Origin of the sequence: Bradyrhizobium sp. PMVTL-01 (assembly GCF_051861855.1) — a bacterium.
Taxonomy (GTDB): domain Bacteria; phylum Pseudomonadota; class Alphaproteobacteria; order Rhizobiales; family Xanthobacteraceae; genus Bradyrhizobium.
The window spans coordinates 3,301,065-3,315,936 of sequence record NZ_CP193982.1; the positions used below are offsets into that span (position 1 = coordinate 3,301,065).

The 14,872-nt window shown below is 64.7% G+C and carries 18 protein-coding genes, 1 pseudogene and 1 riboswitch; of the genes and pseudogenes, 7 read left to right on the top strand and 12 right to left on the bottom strand.

Going from position 1 to position 14,872, the window contains the following annotated elements; translation table 11 throughout:
* Positions 1–10: 10 nt before the first annotated feature.
* On the bottom strand, positions 11–415 hold the full coding sequence (locus tag ACRQ5Q_RS15560) for a hypothetical protein (RefSeq protein ID WP_439369213.1): 405 nt from the start codon (positions 413–415) through the stop codon (positions 11–13).
* A 153-nt stretch (positions 416–568) separates the two neighbouring features.
* Between ACRQ5Q_RS15560 and ACRQ5Q_RS15565 the strand changes: the two genes are divergently transcribed.
* Positions 569–793 (top strand): hypothetical protein, encoded by a 225-nt coding sequence (locus ACRQ5Q_RS15565; RefSeq protein ID WP_439369211.1) that lies wholly within the window; start codon positions 569–571, stop codon positions 791–793.
* 68 nt (positions 794–861) lie between these two features.
* Positions 862–2,829, top strand: a pseudogene (locus ACRQ5Q_RS15570) (pyrroloquinoline quinone-dependent dehydrogenase); the annotation flags it as partial.
* Between the two features lie 35 nt (positions 2,830–2,864).
* Here the strand turns inward: ACRQ5Q_RS15570 and ACRQ5Q_RS15575 are convergent.
* Positions 2,865–3,329 (bottom strand): PaaI family thioesterase, encoded by a 465-nt coding sequence (locus ACRQ5Q_RS15575; RefSeq protein WP_439398811.1) that lies wholly within the window; start codon positions 3,327–3,329, stop codon positions 2,865–2,867.
* A 353-nt stretch (positions 3,330–3,682) separates the two neighbouring features.
* Between ACRQ5Q_RS15575 and ACRQ5Q_RS15580 the strand changes: the two genes are divergently transcribed.
* Both ACRQ5Q_RS15580 and ACRQ5Q_RS15585 read left to right on the top strand, forming a co-directional pair.
* The gene (locus tag ACRQ5Q_RS15580; RefSeq protein ID WP_439369208.1) at positions 3,683–3,976 is read left to right on the top strand and encodes a hypothetical protein; all 294 of its coding nucleotides are present in this window, start codon (positions 3,683–3,685) and stop codon (positions 3,974–3,976) included.
* A 98-nt stretch (positions 3,977–4,074) separates the two neighbouring features.
* Positions 4,075–4,332 carry a hypothetical protein gene (locus ACRQ5Q_RS15585; protein WP_439369207.1) on the top strand — a complete coding sequence of 86 codons (258 nt, stop codon included), beginning with the start codon at positions 4,075–4,077 and terminating at the stop codon, positions 4,330–4,332.
* 13 nt (positions 4,333–4,345) lie between these two features.
* Here ACRQ5Q_RS15585 and ACRQ5Q_RS15590 read toward each other — a convergent pair whose 3' ends face one another.
* The gene (locus ACRQ5Q_RS15590; protein ID WP_439369206.1) at positions 4,346–4,585 is read right to left on the bottom strand and encodes a DUF6894 family protein; all 240 of its coding nucleotides are present in this window, start codon (positions 4,583–4,585) and stop codon (positions 4,346–4,348) included.
* A gap of 77 nt (positions 4,586–4,662) precedes the next feature.
* Positions 4,663–4,866, bottom strand: a complete 204-nt coding sequence (locus ACRQ5Q_RS15595) for a hypothetical protein (protein WP_439369205.1) — start codon at positions 4,864–4,866, stop codon at positions 4,663–4,665.
* Positions 4,867–5,105: 239 nt separating this feature from the next.
* Between ACRQ5Q_RS15595 and ACRQ5Q_RS15600 the strand changes: the two genes are divergently transcribed.
* Positions 5,106–5,345, top strand: coding sequence for a DUF2798 domain-containing protein (locus ACRQ5Q_RS15600; RefSeq protein ID WP_439375645.1), 240 nt, complete (start codon positions 5,106–5,108; stop codon positions 5,343–5,345).
* A 683-nt stretch (positions 5,346–6,028) separates the two neighbouring features.
* Here the strand turns inward: ACRQ5Q_RS15600 and ACRQ5Q_RS15605 are convergent.
* From ACRQ5Q_RS15605 to ACRQ5Q_RS15625, 5 genes are all read right to left on the bottom strand, one after another.
* Positions 6,029–6,199 (bottom strand): hypothetical protein, encoded by a 171-nt coding sequence (locus tag ACRQ5Q_RS15605; RefSeq protein ID WP_439375799.1) that lies wholly within the window; start codon positions 6,197–6,199, stop codon positions 6,029–6,031.
* 817 nt (positions 6,200–7,016) lie between these two features.
* Positions 7,017–7,199: a hypothetical protein gene (locus ACRQ5Q_RS15610; protein ID WP_439369203.1), complete on the bottom strand. Its 183-nt coding sequence runs from the start codon at positions 7,197–7,199 to the stop codon at positions 7,017–7,019.
* 72 nt (positions 7,200–7,271) lie between these two features.
* A complete protein-coding gene (locus ACRQ5Q_RS15615; RefSeq protein WP_439369201.1) occupies positions 7,272–7,502 on the bottom strand; it encodes a hypothetical protein in 231 nt (76 codons plus the stop codon).
* A gap of 181 nt (positions 7,503–7,683) precedes the next feature.
* A complete protein-coding gene (locus ACRQ5Q_RS15620; protein ID WP_439398812.1) occupies positions 7,684–7,929 on the bottom strand; it encodes a DUF6894 family protein in 246 nt (81 codons plus the stop codon).
* Positions 7,930–7,973: 44 nt separating this feature from the next.
* Positions 7,974–8,108: a hypothetical protein gene (locus ACRQ5Q_RS15625; protein WP_439369197.1), complete on the bottom strand. Its 135-nt coding sequence runs from the start codon at positions 8,106–8,108 to the stop codon at positions 7,974–7,976.
* Positions 8,109–8,341: 233 nt separating this feature from the next.
* On the opposite strand from ACRQ5Q_RS15625, the gene recA reads away from it, so the two are divergent.
* Positions 8,342–9,430, top strand: a complete 1,089-nt coding sequence (gene recA / locus ACRQ5Q_RS15630; protein WP_439369195.1) for a recombinase RecA — start codon at positions 8,342–8,344, stop codon at positions 9,428–9,430.
* A gap of 105 nt (positions 9,431–9,535) precedes the next feature.
* The gene (locus ACRQ5Q_RS15635) at positions 9,536–9,802 is read left to right on the top strand and encodes a hypothetical protein (RefSeq protein ID WP_439398814.1); all 267 of its coding nucleotides are present in this window, start codon (positions 9,536–9,538) and stop codon (positions 9,800–9,802) included.
* 188 nt (positions 9,803–9,990) lie between these two features.
* Here ACRQ5Q_RS15635 and gcvP read toward each other — a convergent pair whose 3' ends face one another.
* The 3 genes from gcvP to gcvT form a co-directional block, all read right to left on the bottom strand.
* The gene (gene gcvP, locus ACRQ5Q_RS15640; protein WP_439398816.1) at positions 9,991–12,858 is read right to left on the bottom strand and encodes an aminomethyl-transferring glycine dehydrogenase; all 2,868 of its coding nucleotides are present in this window, start codon (positions 12,856–12,858) and stop codon (positions 9,991–9,993) included.
* A 17-nt stretch (positions 12,859–12,875) separates the two neighbouring features.
* Positions 12,876–13,244 carry a glycine cleavage system protein GcvH gene (gene gcvH / locus ACRQ5Q_RS15645; RefSeq protein WP_439369190.1) on the bottom strand — a complete coding sequence of 123 codons (369 nt, stop codon included), beginning with the start codon at positions 13,242–13,244 and terminating at the stop codon, positions 12,876–12,878.
* 113 nt (positions 13,245–13,357) lie between these two features.
* Positions 13,358–14,503: a glycine cleavage system aminomethyltransferase GcvT gene (gene gcvT / locus ACRQ5Q_RS15650; RefSeq protein ID WP_439398818.1), complete on the bottom strand. Its 1,146-nt coding sequence runs from the start codon at positions 14,501–14,503 to the stop codon at positions 13,358–13,360.
* A gap of 146 nt (positions 14,504–14,649) precedes the next feature.
* Positions 14,650–14,740, bottom strand: a riboswitch (glycine riboswitch).
* Positions 14,741–14,872: the final 132 nt, after the last annotated feature.

Below are 14,872 nucleotides of genomic sequence, written 5' to 3' on the forward strand. Positions count from 1 at the left end.
CCGTTTGTTCCTAGATCGGCTCGTAAGTCTCGGTCCCGCAAATGTCGTCGGCTTCGGCCCGCCGGCGATCGACGACCTTTCCGCCGTTGATCGTCACGATGTAGGTCTGTGCGCCGAGTGGCGTGCCGGTTGCGGAGGTGAGCTGCGCGCGGACGCAGGCAGTCCAACCCGGTCCCCGCACCTCGTGATGGGGCGGGGCGACATGAACCTCGCGTGGATAGGACGTGGTGAGAAATACCACGTCGATCTGCTCGCGCACCAGACGCTTGACGTCCGGAGGCGGCTCCGGCGGAGGCTGCTCGGCTTCCTTGATGCGCATGAATTCGGGCACCGGCGCCCGGCTGTCGGCAAAGCCGCAAGCACCGAGCGCGAGCGCGCCGGCCAGCAGCGCCGCATTGGCAATGATCCGCAACATTCGTGAAGGTCCCCCCGCGGGCGAACAGATAGGCACGAATGCGATCCGGCGAAGTCCGCCCCGATCAAAATTTGCTGAAAGGCGCCGAACCCGCGGCATTGCTATTACAGGATTGCAGGCTAGGTTGTACCCCTCGCGAGGGGATATGCATCAATGAAGATCTTGGTCATAGCGGCTGCGGTGCTGGCGCTGGCGTGCGGCTCGGCCGAGGCGCAAGTTCGCCGCCAACCCAATGAGGGCGCCAAGCCCGCGGACAACAAGCCGAAGGTCGACGAGAAAGCCTACAAGGCCGCGCTCGAGCGCATTCCCGAGCCCAAGGAAAAGTACGATCCGTGGGGCGGGGCCCGCCCGAGCGAACCGGCCAAGAAGCCGAAATAGGGGGAGGCGGGCGTTTGCGGACCCGCCTGCGAATCTCGCCAGCGCTCGTTGCGCTCTTGTTGCTTGCGATGCCCCCGTGCGCGGCCTGGGAGAGTTGGGGCGGCGATGCCGGCGGCTCGCGCTTCTCGCCATTGCGAGAGATCACGCCCCACAATGTCGGCCAACTCGTTCGCGCCTTCGAATTCCGAACCGGCGATCTCGCTGCGCGCCCGCCCGACGTGATGCGGCGAACCAAATTCCAGGCGACGCCGCTATTCGTCGAGGACAGCCTGATCTTCTGCTCGCCCTTCAACGAGGTGATCGCGCTCGATCCAGGCACCGGCGCGCAGAAATGGCGCTTCGATCCGAAGATCGCGACCAATCAGCGTCCCGCCAACCGCTACGTCTGCCGCGGTGTCACGTACTGGGTCGATGACCAGGCGCCTGCGAGTGCCGCTTGCCGATCGCGGATCTTCATGGGCACGAACGACGTCCGCCTGATTGCGCTCGACGCGAAGACGGGAATTCCTTGTGCCGGTTTCGGCAAGGGCGGCGAGATCAAGCTCGAAATCGGCATGCGGCTGGAATGGCCCGGCGAATTCCAGATCACCTCGCCTCCGGCGGTCGGCCGCGGCGTCGTCGTGGTCGGCTCCGCGATCGGCGACAACAGCCGCGTCGATGCGCCGAGCGGCATGGTGCGCGCATTCGATGCGCGGAGCGGCGAGCCGCGCTGGACCTTCGAGCCCCTCGAGCGCGAGGGCATCGAGGCCGGCCACGCCAATGTCTGGGCACCGATGTCGGTCGACGAGACGCGCGGGCTCGTGTTCTTGCCCACGACCTCGCCGTCGCCGGACTTTTGGGGCGGCAAGCGACCGGGCAACAACGAGCATGCCAATTCGGTGGTCGCCCTGCGCATCGAGACCGGCGAGTTCGTATGGGCCTTCCAGACCGTGCATCACGACGTCTGGGATTACGATCTGCCGGCGCAGCCGACGCTGACGCGTCTCGACACCGGTGGCGGTCAGCGCGACGTCGTGATCCAGCCGACCAAGCAGGGTTTTGTCTTCGTGCTCGACCGCGACACCGGCAAGCCGGTGTGGCCGGTCGAGGAGCGCGCGGTGCCGCAAGGTGGCGCGGACGGCGAGAGATTGTCGCCGACCCAGCCGTTCCCGACGCATGTGCCGGTGCTGACCTCGCAGTCGATCTCGACCGATGATGCGCGTTCGCTGCTATCGGGCTTGCGACGCTCGTCATGCGAACGCCAGTTCGCGGACGCGCGCAACGAAGGCCTGTACACGCCGCCCTCGGTGCAGGGCACCTTGGAATTTCCCTTCACCGGCGGCGGTGTGAACTGGGGCAGCGCGGCCTTCGATCCGATCCACCAGATCCTCTACGCCAACACCAGCCGTGCGGTTCATCTCATTAGGCTGATGCCGCGCGCGGAAGCCGCCGGCTTCAATCCGCCGCCAGGTCATGATTTCGGCCGGCAGCGCGGCGCGCCGTTCGCGATGTCGCGTGCGGTGGTGATGTCGCCGCTCGGCCTTCTCTGCAACAGGCCGCCCTGGGGCGAGATGGTGGCGGTCGATCTGAAGGCGGGCAAGATTCTCTGGCGTTCGACTGTCGGCACCACCGAGGATCTGGCGCCGCTCGGCGTGCCACTGCCCTGGGGCGCGCCGCTGGTCAACGGACTCGCGGTCACGGCGGGCGGTCTCGTCTTCACCGGTGCGATGGACGCCTATCTGCGAGCGTTCGATGCGCGTAGCGGCAGGGAGCTATGGCAGGGGCGGCTGCCGGTGCCGGGCGTCGCCAATCCCATGACCTATCTCTGGAAGGGCGAGCAATATGTCGCGATCGGTGCCGGCGGTCATTCCGAGGCCGGCACATCGATCGGCGACAGCGTCGTTGCGTTCCGCCTGGCGCGGCCGGGCGAGGCGCCTTCGCTCTGGTCGCGCACGATCGATCGGCCGGGCGGACGATTTGTTGCGGCGACGTCGGCGATCACGCTCGCGATCATCACGCTCGTGATCGTCGGCCTGCGCTGGCGTCGCCGCCATCGTAGCAGGCCTCGGGCTCTCTTCTTTTGGGACGAGGCTCAGCCCGGCAGCATCGCGAATGCACTCGACACCATCGCGACAGGCTTGTTGTCGGCGGCTGACAGCAGCGTGACGCGGCCGAAGCTCATGGTGCGTCCGAGCCGCACCACGCGGGCCTCGGCGAGCACGTCCGAGGAGGAGACTGCGCGCATGAAATGCGTGGTCTGGTCGACCGTCGTCATCGGGCGATAGCCGCGATTGGCGGCAAGGATGGCGATCACCATCGCGGTGTCTGCGAACGCCATCAGGGCCTGGCCGCAGACCGCGCCGCCGTTCCGGCACAGCCGGTTTGAGAACGGCATGCGCAGCAGCGCGCCCGGCTGCCAGTCGGGCTCATCCGGCGGCGGCACGTGCTCGATGCGCTCGACCGAGAGGTTGAGATCCTGGACCCAGGGCGCGAAGACCTCGCCGAGGATGCGTCTGGCCTCACTGATGCCGAACTCGGCTTCTGGCTGCAATGGCATTGCTGTGGTTTCCTCCGTTGTTGCCGGATGTTTCGGACATTCTGCCCGCATCGGCGCGGTAAAGTCACCCGCCCGGCGGCGGTCCCGTCGGCTTGAAAATGCCTGACTTGGCCCGATATGATGCCCGTGGTTGGGTACGGGTGGGCGAATGTTGCGTCGGTATGTCCTCGTCTTTTGTCTGGTAGCGCTCGGTCTTGCGCTGAACGGCTGCACCAAGTGCGGCCCGATATGGGACGACTGGGTGCACGCGCCGAAATCGTGCCGATCCTAGCCGTCCCTGCGGCCCAGCGGCCCCGCTGGGATGACAAGGCACGGCGATCCGCGCCTCCATGAAATGATCTGAGGAGTCAAAGATGAAGCTTTTCCGTTTGGCCGCGGTGCTGGCCGTGCTGGCGGGACCGGCCTACGCGCAAATGCCCAATCTCAATCTGCTGCAGGAAGGTCCGGGCAAGACCCCGGAGGAGAAGGCTGCGGAAGCCGAGCGTGACAAGGCCTACAAGGAGACGCTGAAGAAGATTCCGGACGCCAAGGCTTCGAACGACCCCTGGGGCGGCATGCGCTCCGATCCGCCGAAGCAGCCGGCGGCGCCGAAAGCGGCCGCCACCAGCGCGCCCAAAAAGACCAAGACCGGCACAACCGCGAACTGAGCCTTTCGGCCGGAGGCGACATGCTTCCGGCCGGGACTCCTCCTTGACCCCGCCACTCCCTACATTGAGCGCAGGTATTGCGTAGAGGAGGGCAATTGATGGCCGACCGTCCACGGGACCTCGCCGAGCGGATGGCGCGCCGGCGCAAGAGCGGCGGCAACGCGCCGGGCGGGCGCGCCAGTGACGGCTATCTGCGCGAGACCTTTACGCTGCCGCGTGCGGCGGCGCGGGCGAGGGCAGAGGCCTTCTTCGCCCGTTACCCCAAGGCCGGCTATATGAGCGCGGTCGAGACTTGGCGCGAACTGCCCGGCGGCGAGATCGAATTCACCATGCGGCGGCTGCCCAGCGCCGATTGACGGGGCGCGCGCCCTACGTCTGGTCCAGCGTCTCGGCGACGATGCGGATACGGAACACCGGCTCCTTGGCCTCGTCCAAGAGCTCCATGTGCCACTCGGAATTTTCCTGCAGCTTGCGGGCGATCCCGGCGGCCATGTCGGCGCAGACGCTGGTCATCTCCTTCCAGGCGGAATCGCGATCGGAAAATTCCGTCGCCTGGTCCGCACAGCCGGAATAGCGGCCGTTGCGGATTCGGAAGAAATAGAGCGGCATGGCTGGCACCGGTCGCGCGTGAAGGCCCCGCCTCCCAAGGCCACGGGCGGGGAGTGCAATCCCAAACCCGCGGCAGATCAATTCCGGGCGTCTACGGAGGACATGCGCCCGATGGCCTTCAGCTCCCGATCGATGCGCAGCTGCACCCGCCTGATCGCCAACAGGTCGATCTTGGTCTCGGTCTTGCCGGACTTGACCTGCTCCCCGATGCGAAACTGCCACTGCCAGACTCCGGGAATTGCAGTCTTGGCGACGGTGAACTCAACACCCCTGTGATTCATGGTCACCTCCCACGATTCACCCCCGATCACTGAAAACATGCTGGAAATATCGAAAGCGCGCACGTCACCGCGCGGCCAGGAACTTTGTTCATGGCCGGAGAACCACGGAGCCAGTCTAATCCTGGTGCTGCAGGAGAGTCTTGATCCAGATCAGTCTCCGGTTGCAAAAAGCTCGGCTCTTTGTGTGCGACGCGGCACGTGCCTTGCTGGGCCGCATGACGGCAAGCACAAGGCGCGTCATGCTCGGTATTCCCCGCCGTTACAGTCATTCCGTCTTCGGCGCCATCCAGTCCGGATTGACCTCGCTGATCGCGGCGGGAATCGCCAGCTTTCCCGCCGATGGCGCGATGCTGTTCGTTCGGCACTGGATGGTGTCGTGGCTGATCGCATGGGCCGCGATGCTGCCCATGGTGCTGCTGGCGGCGCCCGCGATCCGTGCCTTCTCGCTGCGGCTGACGCGGGAGAAGCGCGGCGCATGAAAAAAACCCGCTCGGGGAGAGCCAAGCGGGCAGAGGTTATTGGAGGCTGAGGTGCTGGGCTGCAACACCATAAGCGGAAAGACCTTAACCGGCTGAGCTTACGGCAACCTGACAGGCTCGCAATCAGGATCCGCACCGGCTCACCGCGCACGGGCTCGCAAACAGAAAACCCCGCTCGGTGAGAGCGGGGTCGTCGACTGGTATGGAGGCCCGCTGTTGGTCCACCGGGCTCATCGACACCAGGCGCGTTGGCTTACAGACCTCTGACCGCGGCAGCGACAGAAGTGCTGAGGCCGCAGACTGGCCCCGCACCAGTCCCAATTTGGCCACCCGATCGCACCACTCAAGCCACAGCCGCAGGCAAGATTCCACGGGGTCCGGTGCTGCCATGGGGGAACGTGGCACGCCGGCAACGGGGTGGCATCATGGATAACGTAGAGCGGTCATTTGCCGCCGCGACAGCGGCTGGCTTCGTGGTGTTGGTCATCGGCATCGCATTGCTTGTGCTGCTGTAGTACGCAGGCAGGCCGCGGCCGGTCCGGGCCAGCAAGGACCCCCGCGCGCAGACGGAGGCCGCCACGGGACCCCAGGTCCTGCAAAAGCTGCAAAACAACCCCATGCACAGTAGGCCGCCGTGCGATTGTCTCATGCCATCAACGGAAGGGACGACCGCCGGCGTCGCCTCAGTGGATCTCGATCCTATCCAAGGGAAGGCGAAGCTCCGCTGCACGCTCTTCGCGGTCCTTCTTGCGGAACTCCATTTCCCGCCGTTCGAACGCGATCAACTCTTTGCGGGCTGCGTCCAACAGGCGATCTTTCGGCGCCATGCCGAGCTGGGTCGGTTCCGTCACCACTCACGCTCCCCGTCGCTCAGTCGCTGATCCCTATCCAAGATCGGGAATAGCAGGAGGGGTGCCCCAGAATTACGGATTTATGACGGGGGATTGAGAAAGCGCGGCCGGGCTCGAAATAAGCGTCCCGGCAGCACTTTATTCTCTAACTGAGCGCTGAAATCTCAGTTGAACTCAATGTGCAACGGCCATGCCACAGGTGTGTGACGCTGCCCATCAGCAATGCGATCGCCGGCACAACACCGTTACGGGCATCGCCGGCGCAAGACCAGGCAGTTCGGTTCTTTAGGCGGGGTTGTTGGATCAAGGAGGCTGCGAAGCTTCTCGAGGACGCCCCCGAGAGTTGGGACACCCTCAGAGCAAACTGGGACACCTGTGATCAGATCCGGACAGGCTGGCATCAATCAAAGGGCTATCGAGCCTTTGCTCGGGCCGTGCTAGTTGGGCCGATTGCAGTCAACCCACGACAAGCTGTTACGAGAAGGGGCTCGTGCAGAATGAAAGAGGCCGCCAACTGAGCAGACAGGAAACCTGCCGAAATGCGACATTGGCGGCCTGACCTCTAAGGGGCGTACCGCCAGCTTGCGAGAGTGAAAACACGTGATGGCACAGTCGGTCACCCGACGGATCGAGAGAAACCTGACCGCCTCAGTGGCGTTCGAACCCGGCCAACTGATAAGGCCTCGATCCGCGGAATCCATCAAGGCCAGAGCGGTTATGTACGACCGCGAAGAAAGGCCGGACACATGATTGCAAGCGACCACTGCTCATCACGCAAAAAATTCTTGCAAGCCGGGGGCCATCCACACATGAGGCCGGCTTACTCCTTGCTTCGTTCGGGACGCCAGACTTTAGGGGGCGGCACGCTGAGTAGTTCCTCGGCCTCGGCGATCAGCTCGAAAGATCGACGGATCATCTCCCTTTCGCGCTCAGCGCCGGCTCGCAGACGGTCCAGCTTCGCATTGGTCTGTTCTGCAAGCCATTCCAAGTCGCCCGTTCCCATGCGCCGCCTCCGGTCAGCCAAGGACGGGCGATATTTTACTTGCCCTCATCCAGCGGGAAAAGGGCTGCCGCCTTACTGCTTGGGCGGCTGCAACTCGCCGTGGATGAGGTTCTGAATGTCCACGCGTTCCATCGGGTCTTGCTCCGGGAACGGCTCATGAGTCTTGCGCCCGAGGAAGGTGTCTGGCCTTGGCAGCTTGAGTGCTTCGGCCGCTTCCGCCGTCAAGCGGCGGAGCTCGTCGTTCTGCTGCGCGATCTCGGCAGCCAAATCTCGCACGCGGCGGATAGGGGGATCTTTGGCCATGACGGCGCTCCCTTCGCTATGCAGGCGGGAGCGCTATCGGTCTCTCAGCCACCGACCCTACGGCAAAGCCTTGGCCGGTGATACCGGAACAATGCACCTATTAACCAATGGTTGCTAGCGAATTCGGACACCGCGGGATTCAACTTGGGACACTGGTTGCTCAATGCGGACAGCATCGACCTTACTGTAGTCGCTTGATATCGAACCGGAACCGGGCCTGCATCACGGTGCCTTGGTCGTCGCGGACCTCAATCGAGAGATTGCGCGCCACTCCAAACGCGGCGGTCGCTCGAATGGTGTCTCTTGCCAGATCTGACAGTGCGCGAGCGGCTTCGTTCTGAACGGCTTCCATGTCGGGAAGGTCGAGCCCCTCTTCATCGGGGGCGACGTGATGGCCCTCTCGCAAGTCAAAATAATACCGCGGCATTGCCGGATAATCTCGGACGCCACGGAGCGTTCCTCCGCGCTGGCCTAGTTCATCTTGCGCCGAAGCATCTTGAGAAGCGCTCGGAGGTCAGCGGCGTACTCCTCAATGATCCGCCGCGCCTCCTCCAGCCGGGACGGCTTGGGCTCTTCCACCTCGCTCTGTTTCGCAGTCTCGACCATGGCTCACGGTCTCGCCAGACGACTGGCGCGAGTTGAGCCAAGTCAACGGTCCTGCAAATTAGGACAGTGCTCAGAACGAACTGGGACACCAGGGCTCAAATCCGGGCAGGCGCCCAATTCCCAAAAGAACATATTGCGAACCTAGAACAAATGGAGTACATTGTTTTTATCGCCGGCCCGCCTCTCAATCGTTTGTCCCCCTAGCGAATCCTCGCCATAAGGAGCACGACCCAATGTCCGCAACTGCCCTGCGTATCGTCGAAGGATCTTCCATGGACAAGAGTAAAGCTCTGGCCGCCGCGCTCTCCCAGATCGAGCGCCAATTCGGCAAGGGCTCGGTGATGAAGCTGGGCAAGAACGACCGCTCCATGGACATCGAGGCGGTGTCCTCGGGCTCGCTCGGGCTCGATATCGCGCTTGGCATCGGCGGCCTTCCCAAGGGGCGCATCGTCGAGATCTACGGGCCGGAATCCTCGGGCAAGACCACGCTGGCGCTGCACACGGTGGCCGAAGCCCAGAAGAAGGGCGGCATCTGCGCCTTCATCGACGCCGAGCACGCGCTCGACCCGGTCTATGCCCGCAAGCTCGGCGTCAACATCGACGAACTCCTGATCTCGCAGCCCGACACGGGCGAGCAGGCGTTGGAGATCTGCGACACCCTGGTGCGCTCCGGGGCGGTCGACGTGATGGTGGTTGATTCGGTTGCGGCGCTGGTGCCGAAGGCCGAGCTCGAGGGTGAGATGGGCGAGTCGCTGCCGGGTCTGCAGGCCCGTCTGATGAGCCAGGCGCTGCGCAAGCTGACGGCCTCGATCAACAAGTCCAACACCATGGTGATCTTCATCAACCAGATCCGCATGAAGATCGGCGTGATGTACGGCTCGCCCGAGACCACCACCGGCGGCAACGCGCTGAAATTCTACGCCTCCGTCCGCCTCGACATCCGCCGCATCGGCGCGATCAAGGAGCGCGACGAAGTGGTCGGCAACACCACGCGCGTCAAGGTGGTCAAGAACAAGCTGGCGCCGCCCTTCAAGCAGGTCGAGTTCGACATCATGTACGGCGAGGGCGTCTCCAAGATGGGTGAGATCCTCGATCTCGGCGTCAAGGCCGGCATCGTCGAGAAATCCGGCGCCTGGTTCTCCTATGACAGCCAGCGCCTCGGCCAGGGCCGCGAGAACTCGAAAGCGTTTTTGAAGGCCAACCCCGACATCACTGCCAAGATCGAGACCGCGATCCGCCAGAACTCCGGCCTGATCGCCGAGCAGATTCTCGCCGGCGCCCCCGAACGCGATGCCGACGGCGAGGAGCCGGCGGAAGAGTAAGCCTTGACGCGAAGCGTTTTTCGCGAGGAGCGGGCACTGAGGACGTTGAGTTGCCGACGTCTTCGGTGCCCGTTTCGTTTTGCGTTGCGTTGATCGGGTGGTGCGATGAAGCGTCTGATCCTGACTGGCTGGGGCGGCGCGAGGCGCGTCTGCGAGGCGAGTTGGCTTCGCGACGTGTTCGATGATGACGACGCGCGCGATGCCTTGCTCGAACTGGGGGCGTATTCGGCGCCGCCAGTGTTGTTGGGCGATCCAGCTTTCGACGATGAGGACCGCTACTTCGGCAGGAGCGAGTGGAAGGTCACGCTGACCGAACTCGGGTGTCTAGCGCGCGAAGACGACATGTGGCGCCACAACCCGATCAAGCGTTAGCGGGGTGGGACTGAACTCACCAACGAACGGCTCTGGCGATGGGACCGCGAAAGCCGATCATTGGTTGCGCCCTAGAGGTGCGTTCAGTGGGCAAAGGCGCGTAAGCGCCGTGCCCACGGTTTTTTCAACGCAGATGAAGGTGGTAGGCACGCTTGCGCTTGCCCGCCCTACGGAACCTCCGTTGTGTCTTACTCCGCGGCTTCCGCGTAATCGCTCACCGGCGGGCAGGAGCACACCAGGTTGCGGTCGCCATAGACGTTGTCGACACGGCCGACCGGGCACCAGTACTTGTCAGTACGCGAGACGCCATCGGGGAAGCAGCCCTCGCTGCGGGGGTAGGCGCGCTTCCAGTCGTCATCGGCGATGTCGTGCACGGTGTGCGGAGCGTGACGCAGGGGCGACGCCTCGATCTTGAAGCGGCCGGCCTCGACCTCGGCGATCTCCTTGCGGATCGCGATCATGGCATCGCAGAACCGGTCGAGCTCGGCCTTCGATTCCGATTCGGTCGGCTCGATCATCAGCGTGCCCGGCACCGGGAAGCTCATGGTCGGGGCGTGGAAGCCGTAATCGATCAGGCGTTTTGCGATGTCGTCGACCGTGACGCCGCTCGTCGTCTTCAGGGGCCGCGGGTCGACGATGCACTCGTGGGCGACTCGGCCCTTCGCGTTCTTGTAGAGCACCGGGAAATGCGCATCGAGCCTTGCTGCGATGTAGTTGGCGTTGAGGATCGCGATCTCGGTGGCGCGCTTCAATCCTTCACCGCCCATCATCAAAATGTAGATGTAGGAGATGGTGAGGATCGAGGCCGACCCGAACGGCGCGGCCGAGACCGGCCCGACAGGCGTGTCGCCATTCGCTGCGGGATGGCCCGGCAGGAACGGGGCGAGATGCGCCTTGACGCCGATCGGGCCCATCCCGGGGCCGCCGCCGCCATGCGGGATGCAGAAGGTCTTGTGCAGATTGAGGTGGCTGACATCGGCGCCGTAGTCGCCGGGCCTGCTTAGGCCGACCTGCGCATTGAGATTGGCGCCGTCGAGATAAACCTGGCCGCCATGGCCGTGCACGATGTCGCAGATCTCGCTGATGTGCTCCTCGAACACGCCATGGGTCGAGGGATAGGTGATCATGACCGCGGCGAGATCGTTCGAATGCTTTTCCGCCTTGGCGCGGAGGTCATTGACGTCGACGTCGCCGTTCTTCTCGCAGGCGACGACAACCACGTCCATGCCGACCATCGCGGCCGAGGCCGGGTTGGTGCCGTGGGCGGAGGAGGGGATCAGGCAGATCTTGCGATGGCTCTCTCCACGCGCGGCATGATAGCCCCTGATCGCGAGCAGCCCGGCATATTCGCCTTGCGCGCCGGAATTCGGCTGCAGCGAGATCGCGTCATAGCCGGTGATGTCGCACAGCCATTTTTCCAGCCGCGCGAACAGCGCGTGGTAGCCCCTGGCCTGCTCGCGCGGGGCGAAGGGATGCAGGCTGCCGAACTGCGGCCAGGTCAGCGGCATCATCTCGGTGGTCGCGTTCAGCTTCATGGTGCAGGAGCCGAGCGGAATCATCGCGCGGTCGAGCGCGAGATCGCGATCGCTGAGCTTGCGCATATAGCGCAGCATCTCGGTTTCCGAGCGATGCGCGTGGAAGACGGGATGGGTGAGGAAGGCGGTGGTGCGCTTCAGCGCCTCCGGCAGCGCCTCGCGCGTGGTCGCATCTAACTCGGCGTAGGAAAGCTGGCTGCCGAAGGCGCGCCAGACTGCTTCCACCGTCGCCGGCGTCGTGGTCTCGTCGAGCGCGACGCGAAGCGCCGTTTCACCGACGCCGAGATTGATCTTCTCGGCCGCCGCCCGCGCGATGATCTCGGCGCGCTTGGCGCCGGCATCGACGCTGAGCGTGTCGAAGAAACTATCGCATTGCGGTGCAAAGCCGAGCTTGCGCAGGCCGGCCGCGAGCACGGCGGTGCGGCGGTGCACGGTCCGCGCGATCTGCGAGAGGCCCTCGGGGCCGTGATAGACCGCGTACATCGCGGCGATCACGGCGAGCAGCACCTGCGCGGTGCAGATGTTCGACGTCGCCTTCTCGCGGCGGATGTGCTGCTCGCGGGTCTGCAGCGCGAGGCGATAGGCCGGCGCGCCGCGCGAATCCACGGAGAGGCCGACAATGCGGCCGGGCAGCGAGCGCTTCAACGCATCGCGCACCGCCATATAGGCCGCGTGCGGACCACCATAACCCATCGGCACGCCGAAGCGCTGTGCGGATCCGATCGCGATATCGGCGCCAAGCTCGCCGGGCGAGGCGATCAGCGTCAGCGCGAGCAAGTCAGCGGCCACGATCGCGAGAGCGCCCTTAGCCTTCAGCGCTGCGATCGCGGGGCGGAGATCGCGCAATGCCCCGGAAGAGCCCGGATATTGCAGCAGCGCGCCGAGCACGTCTGCCTTGTCGAGATCGGTGAGTGGATCGCCGACGACCAGATTCCAGCCGAGCGGCTCGGCGCGGGTGCGCATCACCGCCAGCGTCTGCGGATGCACGTCCTTGTCGACGAAGAAGGCCTTTGCCTCAACCTGCGAGTGCCGCTCGGCGAGCGCCATGGCTTCGGCCGCGGCGGTTGCTTCGTCCAGCAGCGAGGCGTTGGCGACGTCGAGCCCGGTGAGGTCGCAGATCATGGTCTGGAAGTTGAACAGCGCCTCCAGCCGGCCCTGGCTGATCTCGGGCTGGTAGGGCGTATAGGCCGTGTACCAGGCCGGGTTTTCCAGGATGTTGCGCTGGATCACCGCGGGCAGGATGGTGCCGGAATAGCCTTGGCCGATCAGCGAGGTGAAGACCTGGTTCTGCGCGGCGAGCTCGGCCATATGCGCGATCGCCTCGGTCTCGCTCAGGGGCTTGCCGAGATCGAGCGGCGATCCCTGCCGGATCGAGGCCGGCAGCGTCTCCGCCATCAGCGCGTCCACGCTTTTGGCGGCGACGGATTCGAGCATTGCGGTGACATCGCGCACCGAGGGGCCGATGTGGCGGCGAACGAAACTGGCGGCGGTCTCGCCGCTTGATTTACGGTGCGCGGTCATCGCTTGCTCCATCGTCCTCAAGCCGTGTGTGCCTTGTAGGCGGCTTCATCCATGAGGCCGCCGAGCTCGCTTTTGTCGGCGATCTTGATCTTGAAGAACCAGGCCGCGCCCTGCGCATCCGAGTTCACCAGCGCGGGCTCGGCGGCCAGCGCCTCGTTGGTTTCGAGCACTTCGCCGGAGATCGGTGCGTAGACGTCGGAAGCGGCCTTCACCGATTCCACGACGGCGGCGGCTTCGGCCTTCTTCAAGGTGCGGCCGACCTTGGGCAGTTCGACGAACACGACGTCGCCGAGTTGTTGCTGCGCGTAGTCGGTGATGCCGACCGTGGCGGTATCGCCGTCGATGGCGAGCCATTCATGGTCGGAAGTGTACAGCGTCGTGGTCATTGTCGATTCCCTGAAGCGGTGAGGTTTGGTTGAAAGCCGCGGGCTCTGTTCACCTCTCCCCTCCGGGGAGAAGTGAACGCGGGACCGCCTGCTGTGCTCAATCTGATCATGCGTCAGCGTTTGTAGGTGTTTTTCACGAAGGGCATGGCGGCGACTGCGAGCGGCAGGCGCCGGCCGCGCACTTCGGCGAAAAGTTTTGTGCCGAGCGTGGCGAGGCCCACGGGCACGTAGCCCATCGCCACCGGCGCGTTCAGGCTCGGGCCGAAACCGCCCGAGGTGACCTTTCCGACTGCCTCGCCGCCCGCGCCGTCGGCAAACAGCAGCGCGCCCTCGCGCACCGGCGCGCGGCCCTCGGCACGCAGGCCGACGCGGCGGCGGGATGCGCCATCGTCGAATTGCGCGAGGATCTTTTCGGCACCGGGAAAACCGCCGGCACGGGCACCGTCGCTGCGGCGGCTCTTCTGCACCGACCATTCCAGCGCGGCCTCGACCGGCGTTGTGGCGGTGTCGATGTCGTGGCCATACAGGCACAGCCCGGCTTCCAGCCGCAGGCTGTCGCGGGCACCGAGCCCGATCGGCAGCACGTCGGGATCGTCCAGCAGCATTTTGGCGAGGCGTTCGGCATCGCCTGCGGGAACCGAGATCTCGAAGCCGTCCTCGCCGGTGTAGCCGGAGCGCGAGACGAAGCACTTGATGCCGGCGACCTCATGCGGGCCAGCGTCCATGAATTTCATGGCCGGCGCCTCGGCACAGAATTTCGCCAGCACCGCTTCGGCCTTCGGGCCCTGCAGCGCCACCAGCGCGCGGTCGGCCAGCGAATCGATGATGCAGTCATCCGAGAGATTCGCGCGCAGATGCGCCTCGTCCTGCTCCTTGCAGGCCGCGTTGACCACCAGGAACAGGTGATCGCCGAAATTGGCGACCATCAGATCGTCCAGGATGCCGCCATGCATGTTGGTGAACTGGGCGTAGCGCTGCCGTCCCGGCGCAATCGCGACGATGTCCTGCGGCACCAGCCGTTCCAGCGCGCAGGCGGCGTCCTCGACCTTGCCCGACTTCGGCCGGAGCGCGATCTGGCCCATATGGGAGACGTCGAACAGGCCGGTGGCGGTCCGGGTATGAAGGTGCTCCTTCAGCACGCCGGCGGGGTACTGCACGGGCATGTCATAGCCCGCGAACGGCACCATCTTGCCGCCCAGCGACACATGGAGGTCGTAAAGAGGGGTACGTTTCAGGGAGTTTTTGTCTGACGCAAGCATCACAGGGATCCTCGGCGGTTCCCCGGGGACAATTCCCCGAGACAAACCAGTCGAAGCCCCATCTGTCGCTGTGCCTGAGAGTATTATCCCGTCGGCGGACGCAGTCCGGGTCTTATGCCCGTCGGCGCCTCTTTCCAGATGCTGTCAAAGCCACGCGGTCCTTTTGCCTGAGAGTTTCCGGGGCGGTTGCTCCTTCGGCGCCGGCTGCCTAAAGCCGGTCTCTCCCGACGTGGCCGTACGATACAGATGGGTAGAGACCACAGGGCAGCCAAGCCTGTCAACGCGACTTCAGCGGCTTTCAACCGGATTGAGCGCTTGCGGCAACCCTCTGATCTCCTTGCACAGTTTCTGGACAGCGAAGCTGGCCTT

Coding starts and splice junctions, on each gene's coding strand:
- ACRQ5Q_RS15595 (WP_439369205.1), bottom strand. CDS start 4,866: ATGAATCACAGGGGTGTTGAGTTCACCGTCGCCAAGACTGCAATTCCC.
- ACRQ5Q_RS15615 (WP_439369201.1), bottom strand. CDS start 7,502: ATGGCCAAAGATCCCCCTATCCGCCGCGTGCGAGATTTGGCTGCCGAG.
- ACRQ5Q_RS15620 (WP_439398812.1), bottom strand. CDS start 7,929: ATGCCGCGGTATTATTTTGACTTGCGAGAGGGCCATCACGTCGCCCCC.
- gcvP (WP_439398816.1), bottom strand. CDS start 12,858: ATGACCGCGCACCGTAAATCAAGCGGCGAGACCGCCGCCAGTTTCGTT.
- ACRQ5Q_RS15575 (WP_439398811.1), bottom strand. CDS start 3,329: ATGCCATTGCAGCCAGAAGCCGAGTTCGGCATCAGTGAGGCCAGACGC.
- gcvH (WP_439369190.1), bottom strand. CDS start 13,244: ATGACCACGACGCTGTACACTTCCGACCATGAATGGCTCGCCATCGAC.
- ACRQ5Q_RS15585 (WP_439369207.1), top strand. CDS start 4,075: ATGGCCGACCGTCCACGGGACCTCGCCGAGCGGATGGCGCGCCGGCGC.
- recA (WP_439369195.1), top strand. CDS start 8,342: ATGTCCGCAACTGCCCTGCGTATCGTCGAAGGATCTTCCATGGACAAG.
- ACRQ5Q_RS15635 (WP_439398814.1), top strand. CDS start 9,536: ATGAAGCGTCTGATCCTGACTGGCTGGGGCGGCGCGAGGCGCGTCTGC.
- ACRQ5Q_RS15560 (WP_439369213.1), bottom strand. CDS start 415: ATGTTGCGGATCATTGCCAATGCGGCGCTGCTGGCCGGCGCGCTCGCG.
- ACRQ5Q_RS15625 (WP_439369197.1), bottom strand. CDS start 8,108: ATGGTCGAGACTGCGAAACAGAGCGAGGTGGAAGAGCCCAAGCCGTCC.
- ACRQ5Q_RS15610 (WP_439369203.1), bottom strand. CDS start 7,199: ATGGGAACGGGCGACTTGGAATGGCTTGCAGAACAGACCAATGCGAAG.
- ACRQ5Q_RS15565 (WP_439369211.1), top strand. CDS start 569: ATGAAGATCTTGGTCATAGCGGCTGCGGTGCTGGCGCTGGCGTGCGGC.
- ACRQ5Q_RS15580 (WP_439369208.1), top strand. CDS start 3,683: ATGAAGCTTTTCCGTTTGGCCGCGGTGCTGGCCGTGCTGGCGGGACCG.
- gcvT (WP_439398818.1), bottom strand. CDS start 14,503: ATGCTTGCGTCAGACAAAAACTCCCTGAAACGTACCCCTCTTTACGAC.
- ACRQ5Q_RS15590 (WP_439369206.1), bottom strand. CDS start 4,585: ATGCCGCTCTATTTCTTCCGAATCCGCAACGGCCGCTATTCCGGCTGT.
- ACRQ5Q_RS15600 (WP_439375645.1), top strand. CDS start 5,106: ATGCTCGGTATTCCCCGCCGTTACAGTCATTCCGTCTTCGGCGCCATC.